The sequence below is a fragment of the Psychrobacter sp. 1044 genome (assembly GCF_904846525.1).
In the GTDB taxonomy this organism is placed as follows: domain Bacteria; phylum Pseudomonadota; class Gammaproteobacteria; order Pseudomonadales; family Moraxellaceae; genus Psychrobacter.
Window position 1 is genome coordinate 1 of the sequence record NZ_CAJHAZ010000021.1, and the last position, 16,737, is coordinate 16,737.

General features: G+C 41.8%; 13 protein-coding genes. 9 read left to right on the forward strand and 4 right to left on the reverse strand.

Translation table 11 applies throughout. The features are described from left to right. The first annotated feature begins 422 nt into the window (after positions 1-422). The 5 genes from JMX82_RS12450 to JMX82_RS12470 all read left to right on the forward strand — a co-directional run bounded on the left by JMX82_RS12450 (position 423) and on the right by JMX82_RS12470 (position 5,334). On the forward strand, positions 423-1,484 hold the full coding sequence (locus tag JMX82_RS12450; RefSeq protein ID WP_045455604.1) for a TRAP transporter substrate-binding protein: 1,062 nt from the start codon (positions 423-425) through the stop codon (positions 1,482-1,484). A 17-nt stretch (positions 1,485-1,501) separates the two neighbouring features. Next, a complete protein-coding gene (locus JMX82_RS12455) occupies positions 1,502-2,029 on the forward strand; it encodes a TRAP transporter small permease (RefSeq protein ID WP_201502605.1) in 528 nt (175 codons plus the stop codon). Next, the gene (locus JMX82_RS12460) at positions 2,026-3,315 is read left to right on the forward strand and encodes a TRAP transporter large permease (protein WP_045448043.1); all 1,290 of its coding nucleotides are present in this window, start codon (positions 2,026-2,028) and stop codon (positions 3,313-3,315) included. Before JMX82_RS12455 ends, JMX82_RS12460 begins: the two co-directional genes overlap by 4 nt. Before the next feature lie 323 nt (positions 3,316-3,638). Further along, complete coding sequence (locus JMX82_RS12465) at positions 3,639-4,688, forward strand: 5'-nucleotidase (protein WP_201540771.1); 1,050 nt, start codon at positions 3,639-3,641, stop codon at positions 4,686-4,688. A 40-nt stretch (positions 4,689-4,728) separates the two neighbouring features. After that, positions 4,729-5,334: a rhomboid family intramembrane serine protease gene (locus JMX82_RS12470; RefSeq protein WP_045448040.1), complete on the forward strand. Its 606-nt coding sequence runs from the start codon at positions 4,729-4,731 to the stop codon at positions 5,332-5,334. Positions 5,335-5,418: 84 nt separating this feature from the next. On the opposite strand, the gene JMX82_RS12475 is transcribed toward JMX82_RS12470, so the two are convergent. The 3 genes from JMX82_RS12475 to JMX82_RS12485 form a co-directional block, all read right to left on the reverse strand. After that, positions 5,419-5,964: a hypothetical protein gene (locus JMX82_RS12475; RefSeq protein WP_201540772.1), complete on the reverse strand. Its 546-nt coding sequence runs from the start codon at positions 5,962-5,964 to the stop codon at positions 5,419-5,421. A 359-nt stretch (positions 5,965-6,323) separates the two neighbouring features. Next, entirely contained in the window at positions 6,324-8,192 is a 1,869-nt protein-coding gene (locus JMX82_RS12480) for a sodium:solute symporter family protein (protein WP_201540773.1), read from the reverse strand. Between the two features lie 4 nt (positions 8,193-8,196). After that, a complete protein-coding gene (locus tag JMX82_RS12485) occupies positions 8,197-8,457 on the reverse strand; it encodes a DUF4212 domain-containing protein (RefSeq protein WP_045448034.1) in 261 nt (86 codons plus the stop codon). A 1,109-nt stretch (positions 8,458-9,566) separates the two neighbouring features. On the opposite strand from JMX82_RS12485, the gene JMX82_RS12490 reads away from it, so the two are divergent. Next, positions 9,567-11,063, forward strand: coding sequence for an alanine/glycine:cation symporter family protein (locus JMX82_RS12490; RefSeq protein ID WP_045448031.1), 1,497 nt, complete (start codon positions 9,567-9,569; stop codon positions 11,061-11,063). Positions 11,064-11,176: 113 nt separating this feature from the next. On the opposite strand, the gene JMX82_RS12495 is transcribed toward JMX82_RS12490, so the two are convergent. Next, positions 11,177-12,814 (reverse strand): electron transfer flavoprotein-ubiquinone oxidoreductase, encoded by a 1,638-nt coding sequence (locus tag JMX82_RS12495; protein ID WP_201540786.1) that lies wholly within the window; start codon positions 12,812-12,814, stop codon positions 11,177-11,179. Positions 12,815-13,427: 613 nt separating this feature from the next. On the opposite strand from JMX82_RS12495, the gene JMX82_RS12500 reads away from it, so the two are divergent. The 3 genes from JMX82_RS12500 (at position 13,428) to JMX82_RS12510 (ending at position 16,535) form a co-directional block, all read left to right on the forward strand. Continuing rightward, the gene (locus JMX82_RS12500; protein ID WP_201540774.1) at positions 13,428-14,123 is read left to right on the forward strand and encodes a DUF1285 domain-containing protein; all 696 of its coding nucleotides are present in this window, start codon (positions 13,428-13,430) and stop codon (positions 14,121-14,123) included. Positions 14,124-14,402: 279 nt separating this feature from the next. Beyond that, positions 14,403-15,371: a glutamate racemase gene (gene murI, locus JMX82_RS12505; protein WP_227676760.1), complete on the forward strand. Its 969-nt coding sequence runs from the start codon at positions 14,403-14,405 to the stop codon at positions 15,369-15,371. A gap of 165 nt (positions 15,372-15,536) precedes the next feature. Then, the gene (locus tag JMX82_RS12510; protein ID WP_201540776.1) at positions 15,537-16,535 is read left to right on the forward strand and encodes a DUF4062 domain-containing protein; all 999 of its coding nucleotides are present in this window, start codon (positions 15,537-15,539) and stop codon (positions 16,533-16,535) included. Positions 16,536-16,737 lie beyond the last annotated feature (202 nt).

A 16,737-nucleotide genomic window follows, 5' to 3' on the forward strand; every position in this document is an offset into this window, starting at 1 on the left:
TTGCGCCAATGGTAGTGTGGATTCGTCCATGTGAGAGTAGGTCATCGTCAGCTCTCTATTCTAAAGTAAAACCCCCTCCGCTTTCGCGGAGGGGGTTTTCTTTGCGCGCGGTTTGAGAAGATAGTATAAAATTATACTTAGTCTAACCTGTTTTTATAATTCACACTCTATAAGTGCGTTTTCTATTTGAATTGACGAGTTTTCTTGTTTAATTGCTATGCAATTTTATGAATATATTTTCTAGCTTTGCCATCAAAATGATTTGACTTATATCATTATAGCTGCTAATTTTAAACTAGATTTTTATTACAGGCATGTAAAAGACATATTTAAAACTCGTAAATTATTAGATCTGGTATAGATTTGATTATTTACCAGTGACGTATTACTCCTATTTTCATAATTATCAAAAGGAATTGATAATGAAGCTAGCTCCTCTTTTTTCAATTGGTGCCTTAGCGGCTGTTAGTCTTTTAGGCTGCTCTAACCAATCTGCTAACACGACTGATGGCTCATCAGCAAACTCTCAAGAAACGACCGTTTTACGCTTCTCCCACTTTTGGCCAGCAACCTCCTCTATCAGCACAGAGGTTTTTGAACCTTGGGCAAAGCAAATAGAGACAGATTCTAATGGTCGCTTAAAAGTAGAGTTGTATCCTTCCGCGGGTCTTGCCAAAGCAGATGTTACGTACGAATCTGCTGCTAAAGGTACGATAGATATCGGCTCACAAGCACATGGTTATACCAGTGGTCGTTTTCCTTTAACTCAAATCACTGAACTTCCTGGTCTATCAAACTCAGCGACTCAAATGGGTTGTATGCTTCAGACTCTTTATGAGGATGGCACGCTTGCTAGTGAGTATGAAGACTCACATCTACTATTTATGTATGGTGCTGGGCCTGGCTCACTGCATACTACGGATAAATTGATTCGGACTCCTGAAGACATGAAAGGTATGCGTATCCGCCGCCCTTCTGCGGTCGCGGGTGATATTATCGAAAGCGCTGGGGCATCACCAGTAGGATTGCCTGCTAATGATATGTATACCTCGCTACAGCGCGGCGTCGTCGATGGGTTGAGTTTTCCATGGGAAGCCGTAACAGCGTTCAAAATCGATGAAATCACCAAATATCATACCAACATTCCTTTCTATAGTTCGGCGCTGATGGTCACTATGAATAAGGATAAATATAACAACTTACCTGATGATTTAAAGCAAGTATTAGATAAAAACTCAGGAATGGCATTGGCTAATAAAGTTGGTGAAGTGTTTGATAAACATGATCAAATGGCCATTCAAGCTGCTAAAGCTAAAGGCGATGAGATCGTTGAAATTCCTGATCCATTGAATGATCCTGATTGGAAAGGACCACTTGAAAAAGGTACTAAAAAATATCTAAGTGATGTCAATGCTTTGGGTTTAGATGCGGATAGTGTCTATGAGAAAGCAAAAGCTGCCAGTGCTGCTTGTAAAGTGGTATAACCCATTGGAGGTGTCACATGGCATTTTTAGTAAAAATCAGTATTCTAATCTCTAGATTATGCCAGTTTATCGGTGGTATCAGTCTTATTATTATTGTTCTCACAACGATGCTCGATGTGACTGCTCGTTACATTTTCAAGCTGACTGGTGGCGAGTTTGGCTTTACTGTTAAAGGCAGTGTAGAGATCGTCTCTTACTTCATGCTCTTTGCTTTACTTGCTGCCTTTGGCGCTTTCGTCGAACGCTCACAAATCATCGTTGATGTCTTTACTCAAAAAATGCCGCAAGCCATTAAAGGTTATATGATGGGCGTCTTTATGATGGGCTTTTTTATCATTGGTATCGTTTTTGCTTGGGGGCTTTATGAGAGTGCGGTTGATGCCATAGAATACGGCAAAGTCACTCAAGACCTTCGATTGTCAATGATGCCCATCTATGCATTTAGTGCATTTTTAAGTCTCTTACTCGCCATTCGCTCATTAATCGAATCCATCAATATCTTTAAAACGGGCGAGTTCTTTGACGCCGAGGAGACAGGCGCATGAGTCCAGAAATTATTGGAGCTATCGGCTTAATCGTCATGATCCTGCTTGTTGTCCTGCGAGTTCCAGTGGCGCTTGCCATGTTAGGTGTTGGATTGGTTGGTTTTGGCGCAGTGACGGCTCCCAGTGGTGCATTACAAATGCTCAAAGACATCCCAGTCGATGTCTTGGCAAAGTATGACTTTAGTGCGATTCCCTTATTTATTTTAATGGGAGTTTTTGCCACTCATTCAGGGATGGCAGGGAAATTGTTTGAAGCTACCCGAACTATTTTTGGTGGAGTGAGGGGCAGTTTGGGTATCGCTGGTATAGGATCGTCTGGTATTTTTGCTTCTATCTCAGGTTCATCCTTAGCCACAGCGTCCACTATGACCAAGGTTGCGCTGCCACAAATGGAAAAGTATGGTTATCAACCAGGTTTTGCCTGTGGTATTTTAGCAGCGGGTGGCACATTAGGTATTATGATTCCGCCTAGCATTGCGCTACTGGTTTATGCCATCTTAACCCAGCAGTCAGTCGGTGACATGTTCATCGCTGGTTTCTTGCCTGGGATTTTGGGCATGGTGATGTATTCAATCACTGTTATGATTATGGTACGCTGGAAGCCGCATTTAGCGCGTCGCGGTGAGCCTACTTCTTGGAAAGCCAAGCTGCTGTCGTTGACGGGACTCATACCATTTAGCTTTATTTTCATTGTGATTATCGCTGGTATTTTCTTTGGGTTATTTACTCCGACAGAAGGAGCAGCAGTCGGTGCGTTTGTTTCTTGGGCTTATGCTTTTGCCAAAGGCATGCGTATAAAAGGTCTAAAGCAATCTTTGATTGAAACGCTTGCATTATCAGCGGTGGTGTTCTTTATGTTGCTGGGTGCAGAAGCCTTGGGTTACTTTATCTCCGTCTCACGCTTGTCTTATACGCTAGCGACTTGGATTGGTACATTAGCAGTTAGCCCGATGATTGTACTGATCTGTATCTTAATCATGTACTTCCTCTTAGGGTTGTTCATGGATGCTTTGGCGATGCTGGTCATTACTATTCCAGTGGTATATCCAATCATTGTGGCGTTAGGGTTTGATCCCGTATGGTTTGGTATCATCGCTGTATTGACAGTAGAGCTTGGACTGATTACGCCGCCGATGGGGATGAATATCTTTGTGATTAAGGCAATGGCACCGCATATTAAGCTGTCTGATATGTTTCGCGGGGTCGCACCGTTCATTGTCTCTGATCTGATTCGACTGGTTATTTTGGTCGCCTTTCCAGCGATATCTTTAGTGCTGCTAACGTAAGCGCTATTGATAAAAGTAAGCTTAGAAAATCATAGCTTCGTCGTTCATTTGTATTGTTCATTAATAGAGCCATATTGTTTTCATAGCAATATGGCTTTTTTATGATAAAAGAAAAAATCGGCGTAATAATTCTATGGTTAAATTATTCCACATAAAGTCATATTATGAGACACTTTCTGAGCGGTCATTTGGATTACTTAGAAGGTGGTTTTTATACTAAATGACATTATACGTGGATAACTTTTCTTATCATTCTAAGGGCTTGTGAATGTAGTAAACTGGTTGGCATTTCCGAATAGATAATTTTATAAGTAGAGAAAATCATGGCAGTCGATTTTAGTAATACGCTCATCGTCGCGATTTCTGCAACGGCACTTTTTGATTTAACCGAATCAGAAAATTATTTGCTAGAGCTGCTAGAGCAGAGACCTGTAAGCGCCATAAAAGAGTTTCGAGACTATATGACCATGCGTGAAAACGATGCTCTCAGTATAGGTGCTGGTTACCCATTAATTAAAGCTCTATTAAATCTGAATAATTATTGCAATGATGGCATGCAAGATTTAGAGGTTGAGACACCTTTGGTGGAAGTGGTTATTGTTTCAAAAAGTAGTCCAGATACGGGCATTCAAGTCCTCAATGCAATTCTTGAACATGAGCTGACTATCTCACGCTCGGCATTTATTTCAGGCAGTCCTGTTGCTCCTTATATTAAAGACTTCAACGTCGATCTATTTTTGACGACCAATCGCGAAGATGCCCAGCAAGTGGCTGATGCCAATATCTGCGCTTGTGCGATACTCGATGCAACCCCCGTCAATACCTATGAGTTAGATACTGATCAGCTACGTATTGCTTTTGATGGTGATGCGGTGCTGTTTGATGATTCAGGTGAACTGCTGTACAAGCAAAAAGGACTGCGTGCTTTTCACGATCGCGAAATACAGATGCGTGATTTACCCATTGAAAAAGGCCCTTATGCTGAATTGTTGATTAAACTATCAAATTTACAGGAACGTCTACCCGCTGGTCTCAAGTATTCTCCAATAAAGATTGCATTGGTGACAGCTCGCAACGCACCTGCTGATCTGCGTGCGATTAAGACATTGCGAGAGTGGGGCGTCAATGTTGATATGGCGTTTTTCTTAGGAGGTTTAGAAAAAACAGCTGTACTTAGAACGTTTGCACCTCATATCTTTTTTGATGATTCTATCAAGCATATCGATGCCGCTCGTCGTTTTGTACCCACCGCTTTAGTGCCTTATCACTCGACGTCGTTATTACATAGTGACAGTTATTTGATGACTGACAAAGAGGCTGCATTGTTAGATTTTACGCCTGTAACACGCTCCACTGCTACGCTGAGTCATTAAAATATCGCTAAAAACATGGATTAAAAGAATAGGGCATTATATGAATTGGCAGCAACTGCTTAGCTTGATTATGATACGAATAAAGCAGGTTATAGGCTTATATGCTTTTGTATTAATACCGATGTGGGGCATGTTTTTTTTAAATGAAGTGGCATTATTTGGCATGTGGAATATCTTTGGAATTGTGCCTCGTGCCTTGGATGTGGGCAGCATGATTGGAGTATTTGCATCATGGACGATGCATGGCAATTTTTCACATTTGCTTGGTAACACCTTGACGTTATTACAAATTTTATTTTTGTTTGGATTGTTTGAAAAGAATGCTTATCGAACAGTGATTAAGCTCATTATCGCATCTGGATTGGTTACTTGGATCATTGGCTCGCCATTGTCAATTCATGTTGGCGCATCAGGGTTATGCTTTGCGATGCTTGGCTATATGATAGGCGGTGCTGTATTTGCGCGGCGTTGGGGTTATTTGATTGCCTGTATTGTCATGGGTACTGGCTATTGGTTGACAATCAAGCAAGGATTGATGCCGCAACAAGGTATCTCGTTTGCGGCGCACTTTGGTGGTCTATGCGCTGGATTGCTGTTAGGCGCTAATTCAAAGCATACTTATACCGCAACTTCTCAGCGCAATTGAATACATGACTATAATATAAGCCGTCTTAAACCCCTTAGTAATCAGATATTTTAGCAGGGTTTTATTTGCATATTTATGAGGAGGTTAGCTTTTACCAGTACAAATACTAATGAACAACGGGTCATCTGTTGCCAACTCTCGCCATGCTGTTGTTTGCTTGACATGTTCATCAATCGTTAGCTTACTGTCTTTTTCGGGTATGACATAATCGGCACGTGCAGGAATACGACAGTCTATAACTTGTGGTACTTTCTGCACACTTCTGCGTCTTTCAAACAGATATAAATTAACCAAATATACATCTGGATTGTCTACCTGTACGCTAGCGTTGGCGGTATCGGCAGCGATAAAACGTAATATTTGCGGCTTGATATAAGACCATGGGCGAAACCACTCGGTGCTTTTTGCTACTTTGACGACTTGCACGCCTGCTGGTAACTTGCTCACTTGCTGACCATACCAGTTATACTCTTGGTGTATTTGAAAGGCAAACATACCAATCGCAGCAAAAAAAGGAATAAGCCACTTTGGTGCACGTTTGCCAGCCAGTTTACTGAGGTGAGTTATAATGAGTGCCAGACCAGCCATGCCAAATGCGGCAGCAATGGTAGCGATAAACTCAAAAAGCATAAAATCTTCCTTAATGCGTTAGGCACTTTTAATTAAGCGCTTTTAACTAGGGCGTGTCCTCATTTTAAAAACGGTCATAAAAATGAGATAAATTGCCGTCAAACAAGGAAAGTAGCGAAAATAATATCGAAATATTGATAAGCTATTGACGATGTTTGGCAAAATTTAGCCATTTTTAGCCCATTTAGAGGGTAATCGATTTAATTGAGAACACGCCCTAAGCATAGTTAATAAAGTATATTCAATAAAGCAAAAATCTAACATTTTTTATAATAAATAAGAGATAAAAAAATCACTCACAAGCAGCTACTGCCTGTGAGTGATATATAGTAACTGAAGATATATTCTCATTTATACACTTAGTGGTCGACTGCACCGCCTGCGCCACGTGGAGAGCGGACACTTTCAACCAACTCTTGAATGTGTAATGGTGGGGGAGCAGTAGCATAAGAGACAGCAAACGCTACGATAAAGTTAAGCAATGCCCCAATCGCACCAAATGATAGTGGTGAGATACCAAACAACCAATACTCTGCCGTATCAGGGAAGTTCGCTGTACCGCTAATGAAGAACCAACCTTTAAAGACAAAGATATAAACAAGGATACTAATCAGACCTGTTAGCATACCAGCGATGGCACCAACATTATTGATCCGTTTAGAGAAAATACCCATCATTAGTGCAGGGAAGAGCGATGCACCAGCGATACCGAATGCTAATGCGACTACCTGTGCGGCAAACCCTGGTGGATTTATTCCTAACCAAGTAGCAACTACAATCGCAACACCCATCGTAATACGCGCAACTCTCAATTCGCCTTTATCAGTAATATTTGGATTAAGGTTTCGTTTAATCAAGTCATGACTGATCGCTGACGAAATAGCGAGTAGTAGGCCTGCTGCTGTTGAGAGCGCTGCTGCCAAACCACCTGCGGCGATAAGACCAATAACCCATGGTGGAAGATTCGCAATTTCTGGGTTAGCTAATACTAAGATATCGGCATTGACATCCAGTTCATTACCTTTCCAACCTGCTGCGGTAAAGCGTCCATCAAGTTCTAGATCCTGTGCGACACGTGCAGTCTCTACGGCTGCAGTGGCAGCGGCTACATCGCCACCATCCGCTTGTGCAGCACTCAAGGCAAGCTCAGCCGCACCAAGTCCACTGTCATTGTACATTTGGATACGACCATCATTATTAAGATCATTATACTTAATAAGACCGGTATCTTCCCATGTCTTCATCCAGTCTGGACGTTGATCATAGTTTATAGGTGCTTCTGCTACCCCTTGTGGATAAATCGTATCAATCAGGTTTAAACGTGCCATTGCACCTACGGCAGGAGCAGTGAAGTATAGTAGCGAGATAAATACCAACGTCCAACCAGCTGTCCAACGCGCATCAGCGACTTTAGGTACGGTGAAGAAGCGGATGATAACGTGTGGTAGACCTGCTGTACCGATCATGAGTGATAAGGTAAATAGCACCATGTTTAGTTTGTTAGGAACGTCAGCGGTATAAGCCGTGAAACCTAAGTCAGTAACTACCTGATCTAGCTTAGTTAAGATAGGAACCCCTGCTTCCACATGGTTTGAAAACAAGCCCAAACCTGGAATTGGATTGCCTGTTAATTCAAGTGAGATGAAAACAGCAGGAATGGTATATGCAATCATTAGAACGACATACTGCGCTACCTGCGTATAAGTAATCCCTTTCATACCACCAAGTACAGCATAGAAGAAGACAACAACCGCAGCAATCAGTAGACCAGTCGTGTTTTCAACTTCCAAGAAGCGTGAGAAAGCGACACCAGCACCCGTCATCTGACCGATAACGTATGTGGTTGAGGCGATAATCAAACAAACTACGGCAATCATTGCTGCCGTTTTTGAATAAAAACGGTCACCGATGAAGTCAGGTACCGTAAACTTACCAAATTTACGTAAATAAGGCGCTAGGAGCATTGCCAGTAGTACATAACCACCTGTCCAACCCATCAAATAAGTTGATGCGCCATAACCGCCAGCGGCAAGAATACCTGCCATCGAAATAAATGACGCAGCACTCATCCAGTCAGCAGCCGTTGCCATACCGTTGACGACAGGGTGAACACCGCCGCCTGCTACGTAGAATTCACTCGTTGTGCCAGCACGTGCCCAAATTGCAATACCGAAGTATAGAGCGAAAGATAGACCTACAAAAATAATATTAATCGTAAATTGACTCATGGGGCTATTCCTCGTCTACGCCGTATTGTTTATCTAACTTATTCATACGCCAAGCGTAGAAGAAAATTAAAACGATAAATACCCCAATGGATCCTTGCTGAGCAAACCAAAAGCCCAAGTCGGTACCACCGATTTTAATACCTGCTAAGAGAGGACGTAACAAAATCCCAAACCCGTATGAGCATAGTGCCCAAATAAATAGGCTACCTAAAATGAGACGGACATTGGCACGCCAATAACCGGATGGATCGTTGTGGTTTTCCATAGGACAACTCCTTTTGCCTAACATAAAAACAAGATTACTGATTTGAGCCTGACAAGTTATTTTGCTTTAGCATGTATCACATGATGGAAGACAGTTCGATACGTTGTCTATAAACGAATCCTAAAATCAGTTTATAGGCTGATAAAGCAGAATGACCAACCAGTAGTAAGTAACCCAATATTATCGAAAAAAAAGCAGATTTCTATCAGTTAAAACACTGCGAAAAATACTTTTCTGTGGTTCGATTTTGCTAAAGATGACATTGTAAAATATGGCTGTGGGTCGACTATAACCTAAACATCTAACAAGATTTATGGGCTATAGAATGACTGGATTTATAGTACATAGAGATGAGGATTTATGGAGGAGGGTCGTTATTGATTGACAGTCCTCTGTCTTATTATGCTCATCATCCCTGATGATATTGTATTAATATTTCAACTTATTATTCATGCCAATAAGTATTGCAAGAAATATTTATGAACTTATTGGGAATATATACAATATTGACTTAATTAACAATAAATAAATTTTATTTACTTTATGTAACTAAATGTTTGCTTTATGGAAACCATGGTCAACTTATGTTAGAGAGACCAGCTAAAAAAAAGGCCGTTGCTCAGGTGCTGTGCTAAAACCTTATTTATATTAAGGATTTAGTTTTATGGAGGTATTAGAGCATTATTAGCAATAAAAGTCATTCATTCTATAAATATAGCCAATACTTTACTCAATAAATATTATGGCAGTGACTATTTTTTTTGGAATGGTGTTTATATGAATACGTTTTAAAATCTATCTGTTATACCTAGTCTCAAAAGTTTTCTTCAATATTTCATATAAAAAATATTTTTTTGATCTTTATCTAAATAACTTACAAAAGTTCGTAATTATTTAATTTTATAATAGAGGTTTGAAATAGTTAAATAATCTTTAGTCAGTTAAAATGTAGCGACAGGATGTTAGTGATTTACTTTGCCAGTATATTGATCAGGTATTCAATGTTTCATGAGTAGGCAGAGGGATTAGTAAGCATTTTTAAATATCATTAATCACATCAATCCATAAAATATACTAGCAGTATAAAATGTAAGTGAGAGGATAGCAGTATGGGTGAAGGTATAGCAGGTTGGTTTAATAGCATCGTCAATTATGGTGTCAGTATTATTTGGGGCAACAATGATTGGCTAATTGCAAGTAACCCTTGGTATGGATTACTGATGTTCGTACTGATTGGTGCGGGTCTTTATTTTACCATTGCCACACGTTTTATTCAGTTTCGCCACTTTGGGCATATGTGGCAGCTATTGCGTGTGTCCAATCAAGGGCGTAAAGATGGCGGCATCAGCTCATTTGAAGCGTTGATGACATCACTGGCAGCGCGGGTCGGTACGGGTAACTTGGCAGGGGTCGCAATCGCGATTTACCTTGGTGGTCCAGGTGCAGTGTTTTGGATGTGGATGACTGCGATCGTCGGTATGTCGACCAGCTTTATCGAATCAACATTAGCACAAGCCTATAAAGTGCCGCACAATGACAATGTTTACCGCGGTGGACCGGCTTATTATATCGAAAAAGGTCTCGGTCAGCGCTGGCTAGCGATATTTTTCTCATTATGCTTATTAGTAGCGTTCGGCTTAGCCTTTAATGGCGTGCAGTCAAATACCATCGCACAAGCGACCAACGAAGCATTTGGGGTTCCAACGTGGATGACAGGCTTGGTATTGGTTGTATTAGTTGCGCCAGTGGTATTCGGTGGTTTGCGCTCGGTTGCTCGTATCGCGGGTAAAATCGTACCCGTTATGGCGATTCTCTATATCCTATTAGCCTTGTTCATTATCGTGACGAATTTTAGTCAATTCCCAGCGGCGATTGTGTTAATTGTTAAATCAGCATTTGGTTTTGAGCAAGCAGCAGGCGGGGTGATTGGTTATGGTATTGCTCAGGCAATGATTAACGGTATCAAGCGCGGTCTGTTTTCAAATGAGGCGGGTATGGGTTCAGCGCCTAATGCGGCGGCAACGGCGAAGAGTCATCCTGATCATCCAGCGGTGCAAGGATTTATGCAAATGCTGGGTGTATTTATGGATACGCTTGTCATTTGTACGGCAACGGCGTCGATTATTATTTTGTCCGGTGTGGTCGATCCTAGTGTTGAGCAAGAAGGTATTCAGCTGACTCAGTTGGCACTGTCGCAGTATGTGGGTGATATGGGCGTGATTTTCGTTGCGATTGCTATTTTCTTCTTCTCTTTCACCTCTATCATTGCCAATTATAGCTATGGTGAGTCAAATCTTGAATTCATCTCTGGTGCCAAAAATGCCAAAGTCATGATCATGATATTCCGCTTCATGGTGCTTGGCATGGTATTTGTGGGTGCTATTGCCAGTCTTCCTGCCATATGGAACTTCGCTGACTTATCAATGGGTCTAATGGCACTCGTTAACTTAGTGGCTATTTTAATCTTGTCACCCGTAGCGCTGCGCATATTGCGTGATTACGAGCGTCAGATTAAAGAAGGTAAAACGGGCGATCAAATCAAGTTTAATCCTGATGACTTTGTGAAGCTTAAAGACGAAGCCAATCGTGATGCATGGACAGATTAATCTCACCTGATTAAAGATACACTTGTCTCATGTGTCGAAGTTAAAAAAACCGCCCTTATGAATTCATAAGGGCGGTTTTTAGTATCAGCGATTAATCCTAATATTATTTAGGTTTACATATTAGGATAGTTAGGGCCACCGCCACCTTCTGGCGTTACCCAAGTGATATTCTGTGAAGGATCTTTGATGTCACAAGTTTTACAATGCACACAGTTTTGCGCATTGATCACAAACTTAGCTCCTTCGGCATCTTTTACCACTTCATATACCCCAGCTGGGCAGTATAAACGAGCAGGCTCAGCATATAGCGGTAAGTTAATTGAAACAGGTACCGTTGGATCAGTCAGTTTCAAATGTACCGGCTGGTCTTCTGCATGGTTAGTATTAGAGATAAATACCGATGACAGCTTGTCAAATACCAGTTTGCCATCAGGCTTGAGGTAGGTTGGCTGAAAAGCATGATTGGCACGCTCTAACTGATCATAATCTGGCAGGCTGTCATGTAAGGTAAGCGGCATTTTACCCTTTAATAAGTTGTGCTCGATAAAGGTAAAAGCACCGCCCATAAACAGACCCATGCGATGTATTGCAGGCGAAAAGTTGCGTGACTCATAGTTGTCTTGATACAACCATGACTCTTTATACATGGTGGTATAAGCAATCACTTCATCATGCTGACGATCGGCCTGTAGTGCCTCAAAGATGGCTTCGGCGGCTAGCATGCCTGACTTCATCGATGTGTGTGTGCCTTTGATTTTAGCAGGGTTCAAGAATCCAGCATCATCACCGACCAATACACCACCTGGGAAAGTAAATTTCGGTAGAGAGTTTAAGCCACCTTTGGTCAAAGCACGTGCGCCATAAGAGATGCGCTTGCCGCCTTCCAATACGTTTTTGATGACGGGATGGGTCTTTAGGCGCTGCATCTCATCGAATGGCGACATATATGGGTTGTGGTAAGATAAGTCAGCGACAAGACCAAAGCTTACTTGGTTATTTTCATCGAAGTATAACCACCAGCCACCAGTAGAGCCTGTTTCGGTCAATGGCCAGCCAAGACCGTGCATGACCACGCCTTGCTCGTGTTTCTCAGGGGCTACGTCCCACAGCTCTTTTAGACCGATACCATAATGCTGAGGATCTGAGTCTTTATCAAGATCAAAACGGCTGATTAAGCGCTTACCTAAGTGACCACGGCTGCCTTCGGCAAAAATAGTGTATTTAGCAAGTAGCTCATAACCTGGCTCAAAGCTAGGCTTGGCTTCGCCATTGGCAGCCACACCCATATCGCCCGTTAAGACACCACGTACAGAACCGTCATCGTTATATAAAATATCATCTGCAGGGAAGCCTGGGAACATCATGACTTCAAGCTCTTCAGCTTGTACCGCCAACCAGCGCACCACATTGCCCAATGAGACAATATAGTTACCATTGTTGTGCATCGGTCCTGGAATCAACGAGTCAGGTACTTTAGTAGAGCGCGTGGCTGAGTTTAAATAATAAAAGCGATCTTCGGTCGCTGGCACATTAAGCGGCGCGCCTTTTTCTTTCCAGTCTGGTATCAGCTCGTTCAAAGCGCGCGGTTCGATGACAGCACCTGATAAGGTATGCGCACCAAACTCAGAACCTTTTTCGACCACACAAACCATAAACTCATCATTACCAGCAGCGATAGCGAGCTGACGTAGGCGGATAGCAGCAGATAGCCCAGCAGGTCCACCACCGACGATGATAACGTCAAATTCCATGGATTCACGTTCAATCTCAGGCTCTGCCGCGACAGCTTCTACTACTGGCTCTGGCGCTTTGTCGATAGCGACTGTTTCAGCTGGCACTTCTTGGGTCACAACGGCTGACTCTGCTTTATCTAGATTTGCCGTCTCTGTCGCTACTGATGGGTCAGTATTCACAGTGTCACTATCAATGACTGGCTTTTGATTGTCTTGCTCTTGCATACCTACTCCTAAACTTTTAGTGGCTTATCTCAGGGCATCATTAGCTTAACCATTGAATAATAGACTTGCGGCGCTAACATTACTCAGACATATGGCTGCCCGATAAAAACTGTCTTTGCGACATCAATTGACCATGTTACTGTCGAGATCCATATATTTAAGGATATCAACACATCACGTAAAATGTGTCATTAACACAACACCCACTTGACCATTTCAATAAAAAATCGTTACTCATTATAAAAGAAAAGTCCTACAAACACGATACGCATTTATGAGTATCGATGTTAAGGTAAGATTGAACTAATGAGGGTGCTAAGATGATATGTTTTCATCATACCCGAAACTAAAATTTATAGTAATAATAGATTTGCCAAACTTTGAATGCTAAGTAAAGGATTATACGATGAATAACAATAATGAAGACATAATTCAAAACGATGAATCGGCAGCTAAACCGCCAAAAGACGTGCCATCTGAGCTAAGTAATATGGATTCGCTCAGTCAGTATCTAAAGTCTACTGTAGGCAAACGTGAAGGACGTGCCATCCCACCATTGGATACATGGCACCCAAAAGATGTGGCCGATATGGATCTGGTCATAAAGGCAAATGGCGAGTGGTGGCATGAAGGAGGGCAAATGACCAGAGAGTCATTGGTGAGCTTATTTGCGACTATTTTATGGAAAGAAGACAATAATGGCATCATTGAATATTTTTTGAAGACGCCAGTACAGAAAATCCGTATCCAAGTTGAAGATGCCCCTTTATTAATCAATGACGTCGGTATCGTCAACGAAGGCAATAACCGTTGGCTAGAATTTACCACGACGACTGGCGATGTGGTGCGTTTAGATGATGAGCACACCATCACATTAAAGGCGTATAATCCTACATACAATGATACGATTGATCAGCAGGCAGCAATGGATATGCAGATACGTCCTTATATGCCCGTTAGAAATGGTTTGGACGCACTTATTGGGCGTAATACTTTTTATCACTTGACCGAAATTGGCGAATTGACAGAGCAAAATGGTGAGACGATACTGACGTTACAAAGTGGCGGAAAATCCTATGAGCTGTCGATGCCAGCCCGTTAACGCAAGGACTCAAAGCTATGTATCCGTCAAATGATTTACGGCTTAGATATAGTCAATCCTATATAAATCAGATACGAGTGTCAGACTCGCTTAGTCTGCTATTTGTAGTACTTTTGCTTGCATTCCTTGTATTCAAATTATATTGAACCGACTATAGCGATAAATCACTAGATAATTACTGTAGTATGTTAAACAGCATAAAGATGAAGATATGTATATAAAAATGGCAGTAGAGTAGTGATGGATATTACTACATGTAATAGCTTAAATAGGGTGAAAATGCGCTCAGATAGCTTTGATGGTAAACATGTTGAGCATGTCGAGAGTGTAACTAATGCTAAAGCTGACATCCATAAAAGGAATCTCGGCACAGTTATAAATAATAAAAAGCGCAATGCGCCAATCGGATTGTTTGACTCTGGTGTCGGTGGACTGTCTGTTTATCTACATTTGGCACAGCAGTTGCCTGCCGAGCGTTATGTCTATTATGCAGACACCTTAAATGTGCCTTATGGTAATCGTGATAGCGCTGATATTGAAGCGTTGACTTTAACAGCCGTTGATTGGTTGTATGAGCAGGGCTGCAAGCTCATTGTTATTGCTTGTAATAGCGCCTCAGCCTATGCTTTGGAAACAGCCAGACGGCGTTATCCGCAGCTGCCTATCGTCGGATTAGTCCCGGCGCTAAAGCCCGCCATATCGGCGAGCAAAACTGGTCGCGTGGTCGTTTTAGCGACTAAAGCTACCTTGAATGGCACATTGCTTAATGAGGTCATCGATCACTTTGCTAAACCCAACAATACGGTAGTGACCAAATATTTTGATCCGCAATTGGTACCTTGGGTCGAGGCGGGAATGCCAGAGCAGGACGATACTGCTTTAAGATTACGCCAGCAGCTCACATTATTTGCTCATGATGGCGTTGATCAATTGGTACTAGGCTGTACGCACTATCCATTTTTCAAAACGTTTTTGTTAGATGAGATTGCTCAGCAGCAATTGGCGATGCAGGTCGTTGATTCTGGACAAGCGATTGCTGAGCGAGTTAAGCAGCTATTGGCTGCAAACCAGCTGTCTGCATTGGTTGACAATACCCCAGATGATCATTGTTTAGAAACAACTGACAGAACAAAAGTTGTCATTCGACCGCCATTGATTTTTTATGCGACTAAGTTCGATGATAAACTGGGTACTTTAATAGCGCGTTTGCTTGGCAAAGACGCCATCTTGCAATACTGTTCTGAATAGGCGCAGCTAAAGGTGTTTATATCAAACCCATAACCATAATATTGATATATTAAAAATAAATTGAGCTTATTTTTATAAGATTATGCTAGGCTGTGCAACACAAGATATTTGTGCTCTATTTTATATCATATTATTCTATGTCATGACCTAAGCTTAGAGGTGATTGTGCCAAACCGTCGCTATCATATTCACATCATATGCGCTGACAATGATCAATTGTTGGTCTTGGACAGCTTGGCGATATTTTTTCAGTCGCGGGCTTTCTTGACCTATGATGTGTCGAGCCAATTGCCAAAAGCATCGCTATATGGTCGACAATGTATCGACTCCTGCGATTATGCACTGATGCTCATTGGAGACAGTTATGGCACCGTGCAAAGGAATGGCGTTAGCCAAATGCATTTGAGCTATTTGAATGCCAAAGCCAAGCTCAAACCGTTAATCATCTTAATCAAAAATCATCATCCAGATGCGAGTATCAGTCGTCAACTGCAAGAATTTATTAAGTCGGTGACCCGGCAAGACAACAAAATATATTATTATGATACAGAAACGGATATTGAGCCATTGCTCGTGCAAGCTTACTATAACGCAGTGACCAATCATCAGGTCGTTGGTGGATGGCTGAGAGCTAATGAGGAAATGATTAAATTTAGCAAGCAAACCGTGGCGGAACGGTTTGCAGATCTATTGTCTACTGACAAAACGCTAAAGAAAAATAGCCCACCTGCTGATAAATTCGTCTCTGATGATGTGAGTAAGCCTATTATATTGTTAGAAGCTTTTGATATTCAATATAGTGCTCAAGCTTATGCAGGTGGTAACCTGACCGATGTTACCAGACCCTTGACCTTAACATGGCAAGAGATATTGATCGCCTTGATGAAAATACCAGCGACCTTTTCGAGCTATGGCTTGCAAAATGCTGTGAATCGCTTAATAGCGTCAAAAGCTGAGCAAGACATCAAAAAAGAGATGCCGAATGTCCATGCAGTCTCGCGCTGCCAAATTTCACAAGATGATTTGAACCAGCTACAACGTCAGCTAGTGGGTGCAAACTGGATCCAGCTCACAACCTATGGCACTCGTGTCTCGCAAGAACTTTGGAAGTTGACCTTTCACGCAAAAAATTTATTGAACGAAGTCCATCATAACTCCCAATGATTCGCACTCTACGCTAATAATTAATATTCCTGCCTTCCTCATTTCAAAATAGTCAGTAGCCTATCTGCTGTAAAGAGCAGACGTATGGCTGTGACTACGTTTTGTAATACAAAGCATACGCGTCAACGGTTGTGAATCCATTTAAGACTGGTAATATTGAGACTAATCAGAGATTGATAATAAATACATTATTTATATTAAA